This window comes from Corynebacterium testudinoris (genome assembly GCF_001021045.1).
Lineage (GTDB): Bacteria > Actinomycetota > Actinomycetes > Mycobacteriales > Mycobacteriaceae > Corynebacterium > Corynebacterium testudinoris.
On sequence record NZ_CP011545.1, the window covers coordinates 850112 to 863081 of the forward strand.

Sequence of the window (12970 nt, forward strand, 5' to 3'; positions counted from 1 at the left end):
CCCTGACTAGAGGATCATCATGGACACCGACATCGTGCTTGGCGACGCCGCCGCCACACCCACCGAACTCCGCCAACGCCTCCACGAGCTCGGCCTGCGGCCGGGCACGACGATCCGTCTAGGTCAGCCCACCGCAGGCGGTGGGCGCGTGGTGGCGGTGGGCAATGTCCGCTACGCCTTAGACAGGCGTACCCTCGACGGCCTGCTGTCATGACCGAGCTCAACACCTGCAGCCACTGTGGTCCGGCGCCGAAGCCAGCCGAAGCCGGGGCCACCGTCATCGCTCTTGTCGGTGCGCAAAACTCCGGCAAGTCGACGCTGTTCAACGCCCTCACCGGTGCCCGCGTGCACACCGGCAACTGGCCTGGCACCTCCGTGGCAGTCAGCCGCGGCGCCTGGGGGAGAGGCCGCGAACTCATCGACTTCCCCGGCACTTACTCGCTCAACCCGTTGAGCCCCGACGAGGCGCTCACCCGCACCCTCCTCGTGGACGCCCCACCCGACGAACGCCCCGATGCTGTCATCGTCGCCGTCGACGCGACCGCCTTGGGCCGCAGCCTCTACCTGGTGACCCAAGCCCTGGAGCTGGACCACCGCGTGGTCGTCGCGTTGACCAAAACGGATGTGGCCCGCGCCCAGGGTGAGGAGGTCCACGCCCAGGCCCTTGCCGAGCAGCTCGGTGTCCCCGTCGTCGTGGTCAATGGCCGCACCCGGCAAGGACTGCGGGAACTCGAGGATGTCCTCTCGGCGCATCAGCACCACCATCCCCGCCACTTCGACGAGGAGGAGCGCTTCGCGTTTATCGACGCCGCCGCCACCTCCGCCACCTCCACCGTCGAGGGGGCCCGCACCAACTGGACCGAACGCATCGACCGCATCGCCCTGCATCCCGTCCTTGGGCCGATCGCCTTCCTCGCCGTCATGTGGCTCGTCTTCCAGATCACGATCTACCTCGCCGCGCCCCTCCAGGGGTGGGCCGAGTGGCTGCTCACCGGGCCGACTGCCGACGCCGCCCGCGCCGGACTCGCCTTCCTCGGCATCGACCATTGGTTGGTCACCGGCCTTGTCGTCGACGGACTGATCTCCGGCGTTGGCATGGTCGCCAGCTTCCTGCCGCTCATGGCGTTGATGTTTTTGTGCATGGCTGTCCTGGAGGACTCGGGATACATGGCCCGCGCGGCCGTCGTCACGGATCGCGTCATGCGATCGATCGGCCTGCCCGGCAAGGCATTCATCCCGATCGTCATCGGATTCGGCTGCAACGTGCCCGCCATCTCCGCGACCCGCACGCTGAGCTCCCCGCGCCAACGCATCCTTACCTCCCTGCTCATTCCCTTCACCTCCTGCTCCGCCCGCCTGGTCGTCTTCCTCATGCTGGGCACCGTGTTTTTCCCCGACCACGCCGGCACAGTCGTCTTCACGATGTACGTCATCTCCATCGCCCTCGTCGTCCTCACCGGCCTCGTCCTGCGGCACACCCTCTGGCGCACGATGCCCTCCGAACCACTGCTCATCGACCTGCCCACCTACCAATGGCCCACCCCGCGCCTTGCCGCGACCGTCGTCTGGGTGCGTGTGCGCGGCTTTCTCAAGGACGCCGCCACCATCATCGTCGCCACCGTCATCGTGGTCTGGCTGATGTTGTCGATCCCGGTAGGTGGCGCGACCGTCGCCCCGGGAGAGGCCCCCGCCCCCGCGGAATCCGCCTACGGCGCCGTCAGCCACGCCATCGCCCCCGTCTTCGAGCCCGCTGGTTTCGGCTCTTGGTCCCTCACCGGCCCGCTCTTGACCGGGTTCGTGGCCAAGGAGGCCGTCATCTCGACGTGGGCGCAAACCTACGCCGTCGAGGACGTCACCGACGAAGCCCCCGAGGAACAGGCCGCCAGCCCGCTCGCCCGCGAAGTCACCCGCGACTTCGATGAGGCGTCCGGCGGGCACGCCCTCGCCGCGGTCTGGGCGTACATGCTGTTCATGCTCTGCTACACCCCCTGCGTGGCCACCATCGCTGCCCAGAAGCGAGAAATTGGCTGGCGCTGGACACTGTTCGGCTTCGGCGTCCAACTTGCCTTCGCGTGGTTGCTGGCCACCGGCGCGTTCCAACTCCTGAAGCTGGTGGGACTGTGAACCCGCTGGGGGCGGTCCGCGACGCCCTCGCCGAGGGAGTGCTGGGCAGGGTGCTCATCGCCAAGCAGACCGGCCTGCACCCCGCAACTGTCGACGCCATCCTCGAACACCTCACCCGCACCGGCGAACTCGACACCGAAGTCCTGGCCAGCTGCCCCGGCGGATCCTGCGGATCCTGCACCACCGGCTGCCCCTCCCACGGACCACTCATCCTGACGTTGCGCAAGTCCGCACCGGCGAATCCCAGCCAACCTGTGGATAACCTCCCACTATCCACAGGTTGAGGTCGCCGCTAATCGACGCCCCCACCCTCTTCCCCTAGCCTCCAACTCATGGACATCCTGAGCGCGTTGGAAGCACTGGAAGGCAGGGGCATCGAGATACTAGAAACCATCTCGACCGGCCGCCTCACCCGCCAGCGCCTCATCGAGCTCGGGCACACCGGCACCACGTCCGGGAAATGGACCCGCCTCGCCCACACCTTCTTCGGTCCCGTCCGTGAGCGTCGACTGCAGTCGGAGGCGGTGAGGGCCGCCCAAGCGGGACGATTGTCGATTGATGCCTTGCTGGTCGTCGATAAGCATTCCCGCAAACTACTCAAAGACGCCTCCCTCAGCGAATGGGAACTACGCGCCGAACTCTGCGCCCTCACCGGCAGCGTCGACGACATCGACCGACAAGCCGCCGCCCGAGTCCGCGAGATCAACCGGGCCGTCGCCGACGCCGAAAAGAAAGCCTTCGGCAGACGATCCCTCAAAGGCGGCAAAAACACCGACGCCCAAGGCCTACGCACCATCACAGTAACCCTGCCCGAACGCCTCATGACCACCACCCTGTCCCACCTGCGCACCACCGCCAGCAAACTCCGCGGCGCCCAACCCATGCTCAGCTACGAACAAGCCATGGCCGACGCCTTCCTCTCCCACGTCAACGGAACACCCAGCGACGGGCCCGTGTCCCGAGAACTCACCCCACTCGTCGTCATCGGCCTGCCAGACTGGGCCGCCCTCCACCGCCACGACGCCGACGACACCATCTTCGCCATCACCGACGGCACCACCATCACCGGCGGCGAACTCATCCGCACCCACATGGCCGACCACCACCTCGTCGGGATATACGACCCCGTCGAAGGCCCCGTCAACCTCTACCGATCCCGCCGACTAGCCAACGACAAACAACGCATCCTCCTCGCCGCCGAAACCATCCTCTGCCCACAACCCGGATGCACCACCTCCGCCGAAGAATGCCAAGTCCACCACCTCACAGCCTGGAAAAACGGCGGAGAAACCAACCTCACCAACCTCACCATGGCCTGCCGCGTCCACAACGCCCGCAACGATGACGACCCCCACGCCCCACCCCGCAACGGACACCTCGAACGAGACACCGGAGGCGTCATCTTCCACCCACCAGACGGACGGCCACCAGAAAGCAACCGACACCCCATCCGCAACCTATCGGCAGCGGCCCTGATCTAAAGACTCAACGTGCCCTGGGTCAGGCCCCACACCGCATAGACAGCGGCCGCGACAATAACGGCGACGACGCACCACTCGAAAGAGTTAAAAGCGCGCTCGCCGGCCTTCCGCCGCGTCCACACATAGGGCACCAGACCCGGGACTACCGCGAGGGCGCCGAACAACAAGAACGTCAGATCCGCCGCGTAGACAAGCCAGCACGAATAGATGAGAGCGACTACCGCCAGGACGCGGTGGCGTCGATTATCTAGGGGAGACACGTCGGGACCAGAATCGTCGAACCGCGTTCCCGCGTGGGGGTGAGTAATGCCCCGACCGCGGATGGTCAACAGCACTAGGTAGAGCGACGAGAACAGATAGGGGACCAGGTAGAGGACGGTCGCCAGCTGGACCATCGAAATGTAGGCAGTCTCGTTGAGGAAGAAGATGACGATGGTCACCTGGATGACCGCGCTGGAGACAAGCTGAGCTGCCCAGGGGGCGCCGGCGATGTTCGTCGACCCGAGTCGACGGGGGAGGAGGCCATCGACGGCCATGAGCACGATCGGCTCAGCGCACAGCATCTGCCACGACACGTAGGCGCCGAGCACGGAGAGGCACAGACCGAGCGAGATGAGCGCCCCTCCCCACGGGCCGACGACGGCCTCCAGGACAGCAGCCATCGAGTTGTCCGGCAGTGCGGCCAGTTCCTCTTGGGTGAGTACACCGTAGGAGAGAGTGGACACGGTGACCAGGAGGACGAGGACGGTGAGGAAGCCGAGGATGGTGGCGCGGCCGACGTCGCGACGCGAACGGGCCTGCTTGGAGTAGACGGATGCACCTTCGACGCCGATGAACACCCACACGGTAAACAGCATGACGCCTTGGACCTGTTCAAACACGGTGCCGGTCGATCCCTGGGAACCCCAGAAATCCCAGGTGAAACGGTCCCAACTGAATCCCAGGAAGGCCACCAGGATGATGAATGCCGCGATGGGGAGGAGTTTCGCCACCGTGGTCACCGCGTTCATGAATGCAGCCTGCTTGATGCCCCGGGAGAGGATGGCGAAGATGATCCACGTCATCGCCGAGACGGACACGGCCGTCACGATGCGGTTATCGGCACTGAAGAACGGGAGGTAGTGGCCGAGGGTGCCGAAGAACAGCGTCGCATACCCGACCTGAGCGATGACCGAACCGAGCCAGTAGCCCCACCCCGAGGTGAAGCCGATGTAGTCGCCCAAACCGGCACGTACATAGGAGTAGACACCGGAGTCGAGGTGAGGCTTCCGCGTGGCCAGCACTTGGAAGACGAAGGCTATCGATAGCATTCCGATGCCGGAGATGACCCAGCCGAAGAGCATCGCGCCGGGGCCTGCTGCTGAGGCGGCGTTCTGGGGCAGGGAGAATATGCCCGAACCGACGGTGGAGCCGACGATGAGGGCAACGAGTGTCCACACAGTGACTGTGTGGGTCCGGTTCAATGTCACCCGCTTACTTTAGGCCCGGTTCCTCCCGACCGCTGAATTCGCCCTAGGATGTGTCCATGACCGTCCTGCTTCTCGACGCCCGCTGGCCCACCCTCATCCCGCTTCATGCGGTAGGTCGGCTGTCAGGTCCGGTGTCCTTCACCGATGAGGTGCCGATTAGCGTGCGCTGGGATTTCGATTCCCTCCTCGTCGAGGGGGAGGAGGGCGTGCTGGTCAGCACGAACGAGCTCGACCCGCAGGTCCAGGAGCTCATCGCAGCGGGCCACGAGGTGATTGCGGCGTCTTCTCGCGTCGACCCAGTAGGTGAGGCGGTCCAGGTGATGGAGCGCGCCTACTCCATAGGTGAGTGGGAGTCGTCGCAAACCCATCGATCGCTGTTGCCCTACTTGGCTGAGGAAACCGCAGAGTTCGCCGATGCGGTTGGCGATTGGGAGCGCGATGGCGACGATGAGGCATTGCTGTCTGAGTTGGGTGATGTCTTCTTGCAGGTGTTGTTCCATGCGGAGATTGCGTCGCGGCGGGGAGCGTTTGATTTTGGTGATGTGGCGGCGAGCTTCGTCGATAAGCTGCGTGTGCGGTCTCCCTACTTATTCGATGGGACGACGTCTCAGGTGCCCATCGAGGAGCAGGAGCGCTTGTGGGAGATCGGCAAGGCGCAAGGCAAAACCCGGGACGTCTAGTAGTCCCGGGTGGTGTGGTCGTGTCTAGCTGGAGAGTTGGGCGACCATGTCGTTGACCTGGGAGCTGCCTGGGAAGAGTTCTTTGGGGTCTTCTTTGACGAGCTTGCATTGCAGGGCGCGGTCGGCGACCTTGCCTGCGGTGTTGCCGCCGAGGAGGGAGAGCATGATGTTGTTGCCCGTGGCTTCTTTGGTGAGGCCGGAGATGTTTTTGACTAGTCCGTTGCGGGTGGTGTTGCCGTCTTTGAGTTTGGCGGTGTTGAGGATGTTGTCGAGGTCTTTGCAGTTGAGGGCGTTGACGGCTTGGCCGGTGCCGGTGAGGATGTCACCTAGGGAGAAGGCGGAGGCGGCCGGCGCTAGTCCGACGAAGGCGATCGACGAGGCGGCGATGGTGGCGATGGTCTTGCGTGCGGAGATTTTCATGTGCGGGCGTCTTCCGGGTTGGGGGGAGTAGTTACGTCAATAAACCTATGTTACTGATGTGACTAATGGGACTATTGTGACCTAAAAGGGGTAGGAATGGGGGTAAATTACGCCGTCAGGCTCGGCATGTAGGATCGAACGCCATGAGTACAGGAGTGAGACGTCTGATGGGGTGTGGGCTCGGGGTGATCCTCGCGCTCATCATCGTCATTTCTCTGGTTGGTTGGGCGTTGTCCTTCCTTGACGTTTCCAGCCCTACTCGTCGCTTGCAGCCAGTGCCGGATAATGTGCCGCCGGCAGCGGGGGTCGAGGTTCCAGCCATTGATGTCCATGCTGCTGGCCGGACGAGTGACAAGCTCGCTTTTTGGGCGGACCCGTTGTCGGAGCAGACGAGTATCCCTTCGGCGGCGTTGCGGGCGTATGGCAATGCGGAGCTCATTGCGAGGGAAGCGTGGCCGACGTGCAATCTGCAGTGGAATACGATCGCGGGTATCGGGTGGGTGGAGACTCGGCACGGTACGTATAACGGCAGCTATTTTGATCGCAGCCACATCGATGAGCTTGGTTTTGTGGAGCCGAAGATTATTGGTGTGCCGTTGGATGGCAGTCCTGGTTTCGCGGAGATCCCCGACACGGATGGTGGGCTGTTGGATGGGGATACGCAGTTTGATCGGGCGGTGGGGCCGATGCAGTTCATCCCGGAGTCGTGGAAGCGCTATGGCCGGGATGCTAACGGTGATGGGGTGGCTGATCCGCACCAGATTGATGATGCGGCCTTGGGTGCGGCCCATCTGTTGTGTGCCAATGGTCGTGATCTGAGTACTCCGCAGGGCTGGACGAATGCGATTTACGCTTATAACCAGTCGCAGGAGTATCTGATTAATGTGCGTGACGCGGCGGCATCTTATGCCTTGAACCAGCCTGCTCGCTAAAAATGGTGGCGTGAATCGCGTTCCTGACCTTTCGGGTGATTTTCTGGAACAATTGAGTGCATGCGCGTGCCCCGATCGTCAGAGGCGGCGCAACGTTGAACAACACTCATACCCGAGATGGCATACAGGAGGCCACAAGTGGCTGACATCATTCACGTTTTCGCCCGAGAGATCATGGATTCCCGTGGTAACCCGACCGTTGAGGCCGGCGTCGTTTTGGACGATGGTTCCGTGGGCACCGCCGGTGTTCCGTCCGGCGCTTCGACCGGTGTCCATGAGGCACACGAGCTGCGCGACGGCGGTGACCGCTACCAGGGCAAGGGTGTTCTCAAGGCCGTGGAGTTCGTCAACGAAGAGATCGCCGATGAGATCGCGGGCTTTGAGGCTGATGATCAGCGCCTCATCGACCAGGCGATGATCGCCCTCGACGGCACGGAGAACAAGTCTCGCCTGGGCGCTAACGCGATCCTGGGTGTGTCCATGGCTGTTGCCAAGGCTGCCGCTGAGTCCGCTAACCTGCCCCTCTACCGTTACATCGGTGGCCCGAACGCTCACCTGCTTCCGGTGCCGATGATGAACATTGTCAATGGTGGCGCTCACGCTGACTCCGGTGTGGATGTCCAGGAGTTCATGATCGCTCCGATCGGCGCGGAGACCTTCGCTGAGGCCCTGCGCATCGGCGCTGAGGTGTACCACACGCTGAAGTCCGTCATCAAGGAGAAGGGCCTGTCCACGGGTCTCGGCGATGAGGGTGGCTTCGCTCCTTCCGTCGAGTCCACGAAGGCTGCTCTGGATCTCATCGTGGAGGCCATCAAGAAGGCTGGCTTCACCCCGGGCGAGGATGTTGCCCTGGCACTGGACGTTGCTTCTTCTGAGTTCTTCAAGGATGGCAAGTACCACTTTGAGGGTGGAGAGCACACCCCGGAGGAGATGGCCAAGGTTTACGCCGATCTCATCGAGGAGTACCCGATCGTCTCCATCGAGGATCCGCTGGATGAGGATGACTGGGATGGCTACGTGGCCCTCACCGCCTCCATCGGCGACAAGGTGCAGATCGTGGGCGATGACTTCTTTGTCACGAACCCGGCTCGTCTGCAGGAGGGCATCGATAAGCATGCCGCCAACGCCCTGCTGGTCAAGGTGAACCAGATTGGTACCCTCACCGAGACGTTTGACGCTGTGGAGCTTGCTCACCGCAATGGCTACCGCACCATGATGTCCCACCGTTCCGGTGAGACCGAGGACACCACGATCGCCGACCTGGCTGTGGCCCTCAACTGTGGTCAGATTAAGACTGGTGCCCCGGCCCGTTCTGAGCGCGTGGCTAAGTACAACCAGCTGCTGCGCATTGAACAGGAGCTTGGCGACGCTGCGGTGTACGCCGGCGCTTCCGCGTTCCCCCGCTTCAAGAAGTAACTAACTTCGACACGCGCCCCCGGGGAGACCCCGGGGGCGCTGTCGTGTCTCTAGAATCAGAGGTCTTATGGCAGAGCAGAGTAGGAATCGCAGCCGACACACGGTGCCGGTGGTTTCTCGCGATTCTGCTGATCGACCGCGGCGGCGCCCGCGCCTGCCCAAAGTGCGTCTCAATACGGCGGAGATCGCGGTGCTGGTGGTCGTGACCATCCTCATCCTCATCACGATTGCCGTGCCCTTGCGTAACTACTACCAGGGACGATCCGAGATTGCTCGGCTCAACGAGTCGATCGCGGCGAAGCAACGAGAGAAGGAAGAGTTGCTCGCGGAGATCGATAAGTATCAGGACGAGGCCTACATCAAGGAGCAGGCTCGCACTCGACTCGGCTTGATTGAGCCGGGGGAGACGGCCTTCCGGATCATTGATCTCCGCATGGATCAAGAACACACCGTGACCACCTCCCACGAGGAGCTGGAGGAGGAGCGTACCTGGTACGTGACGCTGTGGGACTCGGTGGCTACGCCGCCCGCAGAGGACCCCGGAGGGGTTCTCATGGAAGAATGATCGCCATGAGTGTGAACGAAGCAGATCTCGCGGACGTCGAAAAGCAGCTTGGACGGGAACCCCGCGGCGTGGTGGCCATTGCCTACCGTAGCCCGGACGGGACGCCGGGTGTGGTGAAGACCGCCCCGAAACTGCCTGATGGCACCCCCTTTCCTACTTTGTATTACTTGACCGATCCGCGTTTGACGGCGGAGGCTTCGCGCCTGGAGGTGGCGCAGGTGATGAAGTGGATGCAGGCGCGGCTGGCCGACAGTGCGGAGCTACAGGCCGACTACCAGGCCGCCCATGAGCACTATTTGGAGACTCGCAACGCGATGGAGGACCTGGGGACCGAGTTTTCCGCTGGCGGGATGCCGGAGCGCGTCAAGTGCCTCCACGTCCTCATCGCCTATGCGCTGGCGGAAGGGCCCGACCGGGTACGTTTTGGCACGGAGGCGGTGGCCCTCGCTGCTGATCGTGGGCTGCGGGGGACGGCGATCCCAGCGGACTGGCCGACCTGCGAGCAGCTGGGCTTTGATGCCCACCAATTCGACGAGGCTGCCCAGTGACGCGGGTCGCGGCCGTCGACTGCGGGACGAACTCCATTCGCCTGCTTATTTGTGATATCCACGGCGGTGACATCACCGAAATCACCCGCACCATGGAGATCGTCCGCCTCGGGCAGGGCGTCGACGCCACCGGCGAGCTCGACCCGGCGGCGATCGAACGCACCCGCGTCGCCTTGGAACGATACGTCGACATCATGGAATTTGAGCAGGTCAAAGCCGTGCGCATGGTCGCGACCTCGGCCACCCGCGATGCGTCCAACCGCGAGGACTTCTTCCGCATGACCGGGTCCTTGCTCGGGCGGATCACCCCCGGTGCGCGCGCCGAAGTGATCAGCGGAGACGAAGAGGCGCGACTCTCCTTCAACGGCGCGATCGCCGACCTCCCCGCCGATCAGGGACCATTCTGCGTCATCGACTTGGGCGGCGGATCCACCGAATTCATTGTCGGCACCGCTGACGGCGAGATCCTCGGGACCCACTCCGCGCAAATGGGCTGCGTCCGCCTCACCGAACGCATCCTGCGCGCCGACCCGCCCACCGAAACCGAGGTCGAAATCGCCCGCGATTACGTCGCCGAACGCCTTTCGGACGTGGTTAAAATCGTCCCCATCGCCCAGACGAAAACCTTCGTCGGCGTCGCCGGCACCTTCACCACCTTGTCGGCGCTGGCCCAAGGACTGGAAAAGTACGACCCCGCCGAAATCCACTCGTCAGTACTGCGTTTCGACGCCCTCCGAGTCCTCATCCAGCAAATGGTCGAACAATCCGCCGACACCCGCGCCCTCAACCCCGTCATCCACCCTGGGCGCGCCGACGTCCTCGGCGGCGGCAGCATCGTCGTCGAAGGCATCATCGACATGGCCCTCGCCGAAACGTCCGCCGACAGCTTCGTCATCAGCGAAAAAGACATTCTCGACGGCATCGTCGCAGGTCTCGCAGCCCAACTCTAGGCAGCCCCGCCTCATGGCGGGGACCCTAGGCGGGATCTACTAGACTGTTTTCTTGCTTGCAGAGAAGCCCCCATAGCCCAATTGGCAGAGGCAGCCGACTTAAAATCGGCACAGTGTCGGTTCGAGTCCGACTGGGGGCACCAATTTTTCGGCCAGACACCTATGCGGTGACGATCTCACCGTTGGTTGGCAGGAAACCGTTGAAGGTCATCCGAACGGCGTTTGCGTGTGCGATGTGGGGATCGTCAATCGCCTGGATGTGGAGGTGGGGCTCGGTGCTGTTGCCGGAGTTGCCGCAACGACCAATCGCGTCTCCGGTCTGCACTTGGCAACCTGGTTCGACCTCGATACTGCCCTGCTGCAAGTGGCATAGCGCGACGAAAGTGCCGCCACTGTCGATCAGTAGATGATTCCCGGCGAGTGCTACCCATCCCGCCTTCGCTCGGCGGCGCTGAGTCAGGGCATACCAGACAGAGGGCAAACCACGATAGGCCGGATGGTCGGGCTCGCTGTCGTGAACGGACACAACGATGCCATCGACTGGAGCCAGGACCCGGCGGCCGAAGCCGGGAAATTTGTCGGCTGGCTCCGGCCGGACGAGGGAACTCGGCGTGACCGGTGCCGTGCGACCGGAATCGGTGACAGGCACGAAGTCGATGGCGTAAGCCGTGGCATAGGCGTGCGTACCGTGGCTGGGGACCCGATTCGCGGGGCTATTCTGCACGAGCCAGTAGCCGGTGAAGGGATAGTTCAGATCGATGGGAGTGCTCATGCGGTCCTCTCAAACCAGCCAGCGGATCGACACAGGTGCCTTCTGCTCACTCGCTTTCACCTTCTTCCGTCATCGCCACTCGAACAACATTATGGCGACCTAAGAAAGTCCTGGATTAGACCGCCGCTGCGGCGATACGTCGAACAAACTCGTTGGTCCAGGCTACTGCTTCTTTCACGGTGGGTAGGACGTCGAGTCCTTCAGCGGCTTCGACGTAAAGCGTGTCCCACTGGTCGCCGGAAGCGATCACGGGTGGCCACGGCTGTTGGCGGCGGTAATTGAAGAGCTGGATGCATGTGGCGGCCAACTGTCCGAAGTCGAGGTCTTCACCGCTGTCAAGGAGTTGGAGGTCGACCAGATCACGCGCCCGTTCGCTCCCAACGCTGGAGACGGCGTGCAGCTTCTGAGCCACCTGATGGTCCGCTCGCATGACCGGCACGGGCTGGGGCGCTTCGAGCCCGACCTCCGTGAAAAGCTGGACAAGGTCAACGGCGAGTCGATACTCGGGTTCGTCGGCGTCGCCGAGCTCGTTGTGTCCCAGTTCGAAAATTACCGTGCACCACGACTTGCCTCGATAGTCAAGCTTAACTTCGAAAGGTTGCATGACGTACGCAGCGGGCACAGCCAGTGGGCTAGGCGCAGCTTTCTCAACCAACCTCCCGGAAAAGCCTGCCCAGCCTGCGACCAGGGACTCCTCGAAGTCACTGCGGAATCGATACAAAGGCTGGATTCGTGCGGCATCGAGGTCACGGGTGAACCGCGTGAGGAGCCCGTAGCGCAGCGCCATCGAACTACCTCCCTTAACCGCGCCTTCAGGCAGCATCTGACTGACCACTACTAACGCCATCGCGGTTCGGCGTCGCAAAGCCAGACCATCGTCGCCTTCTAGATTCCGGACACGTTGCTCCAGGGAGCGCACGTTCGTGGGGCGCTGTCGTAGTTCATGATCGCAGCCCATTTCTTACTCGCTGCCACTCGGCGGTAGTCAGCAATCCCTCGCTACGTGCCTGCTTGGCAGCGTCCAGCAGCCGTTCAGTCTCGGTGCTGCCGCGGCATTCGAGGATGGCGTCAGCGACCGGCTGTGCTTTCAGCCCCTCATAGTAGGTCGTACGCCCTTGTTCTTTCTTCTGCGTCAGTTCCATGAACGATGGCAGTGCTGCACGAGTACGGCGACCGACGGCGATCTTGATCCGTCTGGGGTTTACATCGGCAAGACCGAACAAGGCCAGTACTGACTCTCCGTGCAGGTATGCGCCCTCTCCAGCTCGCAACAGCGCCTCGGCGAATTGATCGAATGGAGTAGGCGGGATGTAGGGCACGCGATAGAGCCCGTACGCCACATTTTCCAGGCCACCACGTGCGGCGAGCTTGGGCAGTTCAACCGCAGGCACTCCAACCTCAGCCGCCTGTCGGGTGGTGACGTAGCCATAGTGGTCGAGCGCAATCTCGCGCACCACATCCCGGTACTTCACCTCGGAAACCATGGCACAACTATACCGAAAACGGTAGTGTTGTGCCACGCGCTCATGACGTCGTTGCACGTGAAGTGTGCAACGATCCAGCTTCACCCTTGGTGGCGGTTCGAGGCGCGGTCGATGTCTCCCTGCCCGTCG

At 62.9% G+C, this 12970-nt stretch carries 15 protein-coding genes and 1 tRNA gene; 11 read left to right on the top strand and 5 right to left on the bottom strand.

The window, feature by feature from the left end:
- Positions 1–19: 19 nt before the first annotated feature.
- The 4 genes from CTEST_RS04150 to CTEST_RS04165 are packed head-to-tail and all read left to right on the top strand — an operon-like array spanning position 20 to position 3605.
- Positions 20–214: a ferrous iron transport protein A gene (locus CTEST_RS04150; protein WP_047252671.1), complete on the top strand. Its 195-nt coding sequence runs from the start codon at positions 20–22 to the stop codon at positions 212–214.
- On the top strand, positions 211–2124 hold the full coding sequence (feoB, locus tag CTEST_RS04155) for a ferrous iron transport protein B (protein WP_047252672.1): 1914 nt from the start codon (positions 211–213) through the stop codon (positions 2122–2124). The genes CTEST_RS04150 and feoB overlap by 4 nt, the downstream gene beginning before the upstream one ends.
- Positions 2121–2408, top strand: a complete 288-nt coding sequence (locus tag CTEST_RS04160; protein WP_047252673.1) for a FeoC-like transcriptional regulator — start codon at positions 2121–2123, stop codon at positions 2406–2408. The genes feoB and CTEST_RS04160 overlap by 4 nt, the downstream gene beginning before the upstream one ends.
- A gap of 48 nt (positions 2409–2456) precedes the next feature.
- Entirely contained in the window at positions 2457–3605 is a 1149-nt protein-coding gene (locus CTEST_RS04165; RefSeq protein WP_047252674.1) for an HNH endonuclease signature motif containing protein, read from the top strand.
- Here the strand turns inward: CTEST_RS04165 and CTEST_RS04170 are convergent.
- Entirely contained in the window at positions 3602–5074 is a 1473-nt protein-coding gene (locus CTEST_RS04170; protein WP_047252675.1) for an amino acid permease, read from the bottom strand. The genes CTEST_RS04165 and CTEST_RS04170 overlap by 4 nt on opposite strands.
- Before the next feature lie 56 nt (positions 5075–5130).
- On the opposite strand from CTEST_RS04170, the gene CTEST_RS04175 reads away from it, so the two are divergent.
- Positions 5131–5754, top strand: coding sequence for a MazG nucleotide pyrophosphohydrolase domain-containing protein (locus tag CTEST_RS04175; RefSeq protein ID WP_047252676.1), 624 nt, complete (start codon positions 5131–5133; stop codon positions 5752–5754).
- Between the two features lie 24 nt (positions 5755–5778).
- Here the strand turns inward: CTEST_RS04175 and CTEST_RS04180 are convergent, their stop codons facing one another.
- Positions 5779–6174: a hypothetical protein gene (locus CTEST_RS04180; RefSeq protein ID WP_047252677.1), complete on the bottom strand. Its 396-nt coding sequence runs from the start codon at positions 6172–6174 to the stop codon at positions 5779–5781.
- A 143-nt stretch (positions 6175–6317) separates the two neighbouring features.
- Between CTEST_RS04180 and CTEST_RS04185 the strand changes: the two genes are divergently transcribed.
- From CTEST_RS04185 to CTEST_RS04210, 6 genes are all read left to right on the top strand, one after another.
- The gene (locus tag CTEST_RS04185; protein ID WP_201774819.1) at positions 6318–7106 is read left to right on the top strand and encodes a lytic transglycosylase domain-containing protein; all 789 of its coding nucleotides are present in this window, start codon (positions 6318–6320) and stop codon (positions 7104–7106) included.
- Between the two features lie 138 nt (positions 7107–7244).
- Positions 7245–8522, top strand: a complete 1278-nt coding sequence (gene eno / locus CTEST_RS04190; protein ID WP_047252679.1) for a phosphopyruvate hydratase — start codon at positions 7245–7247, stop codon at positions 8520–8522.
- Positions 8523–8589: 67 nt separating this feature from the next.
- Positions 8590–9087 (top strand): septum formation initiator family protein, encoded by a 498-nt coding sequence (locus tag CTEST_RS04195; protein ID WP_047252680.1) that lies wholly within the window; start codon positions 8590–8592, stop codon positions 9085–9087.
- Positions 9088–9092: 5 nt separating this feature from the next.
- On the top strand, positions 9093–9635 hold the full coding sequence (locus tag CTEST_RS04200) for a DUF501 domain-containing protein (RefSeq protein WP_047254208.1): 543 nt from the start codon (positions 9093–9095) through the stop codon (positions 9633–9635).
- Positions 9632–10585, top strand: coding sequence for a Ppx/GppA phosphatase family protein (locus CTEST_RS04205; protein ID WP_047252681.1), 954 nt, complete (start codon positions 9632–9634; stop codon positions 10583–10585). The genes CTEST_RS04200 and CTEST_RS04205 overlap by 4 nt, the downstream gene beginning before the upstream one ends.
- 66 nt (positions 10586–10651) lie before the next feature.
- Positions 10652–10728, top strand: a tRNA-Leu gene (locus CTEST_RS04210).
- Positions 10729–10745: 17 nt separating this feature from the next.
- On the opposite strand, the gene CTEST_RS04215 is transcribed toward CTEST_RS04210, so the two are convergent.
- From CTEST_RS04215 to CTEST_RS04225, 3 genes are all read right to left on the bottom strand, one after another.
- Entirely contained in the window at positions 10746–11357 is a 612-nt protein-coding gene (locus CTEST_RS04215) for a M23 family metallopeptidase (protein ID WP_047252682.1), read from the bottom strand.
- A 115-nt stretch (positions 11358–11472) separates the two neighbouring features.
- Positions 11473–12315, bottom strand: coding sequence for a nucleotidyl transferase AbiEii/AbiGii toxin family protein (locus CTEST_RS04220; RefSeq protein WP_047252683.1), 843 nt, complete (start codon positions 12313–12315; stop codon positions 11473–11475).
- The gene (locus tag CTEST_RS04225) at positions 12299–12841 is read right to left on the bottom strand and encodes a type IV toxin-antitoxin system AbiEi family antitoxin domain-containing protein (RefSeq protein WP_047252684.1); all 543 of its coding nucleotides are present in this window, start codon (positions 12839–12841) and stop codon (positions 12299–12301) included. The genes CTEST_RS04220 and CTEST_RS04225 overlap by 17 nt, the downstream gene beginning before the upstream one ends.
- Positions 12842–12970 lie beyond the last annotated feature (129 nt).

Coding starts and splice junctions, on each gene's coding strand:
- CTEST_RS04150 (WP_047252671.1), top strand. CDS start 20: ATGGACACCGACATCGTGCTTGGCGACGCCGCCGCCACACCCACCGAA.
- feoB (WP_047252672.1), top strand. CDS start 211: ATGACCGAGCTCAACACCTGCAGCCACTGTGGTCCGGCGCCGAAGCCA.
- CTEST_RS04165 (WP_047252674.1), top strand. CDS start 2,457: ATGGACATCCTGAGCGCGTTGGAAGCACTGGAAGGCAGGGGCATCGAG.
- CTEST_RS04175 (WP_047252676.1), top strand. CDS start 5,131: ATGACCGTCCTGCTTCTCGACGCCCGCTGGCCCACCCTCATCCCGCTT.
- CTEST_RS04180 (WP_047252677.1), bottom strand. CDS start 6,174: ATGAAAATCTCCGCACGCAAGACCATCGCCACCATCGCCGCCTCGTCG.
- CTEST_RS04185 (WP_201774819.1), top strand. CDS start 6,318: ATGAGTACAGGAGTGAGACGTCTGATGGGGTGTGGGCTCGGGGTGATC.
- CTEST_RS04195 (WP_047252680.1), top strand. CDS start 8,590: ATGGCAGAGCAGAGTAGGAATCGCAGCCGACACACGGTGCCGGTGGTT.
- CTEST_RS04200 (WP_047254208.1), top strand. CDS start 9,093: ATGAGTGTGAACGAAGCAGATCTCGCGGACGTCGAAAAGCAGCTTGGA.
- CTEST_RS04215 (WP_047252682.1), bottom strand. CDS start 11,357: ATGAGCACTCCCATCGATCTGAACTATCCCTTCACCGGCTACTGGCTC.
- CTEST_RS04220 (WP_047252683.1), bottom strand. CDS start 12,315: ATGGGCTGCGATCATGAACTACGACAGCGCCCCACGAACGTGCGCTCC.
- CTEST_RS04225 (WP_047252684.1), bottom strand. CDS start 12,841: ATGGTTTCCGAGGTGAAGTACCGGGATGTGGTGCGCGAGATTGCGCTC.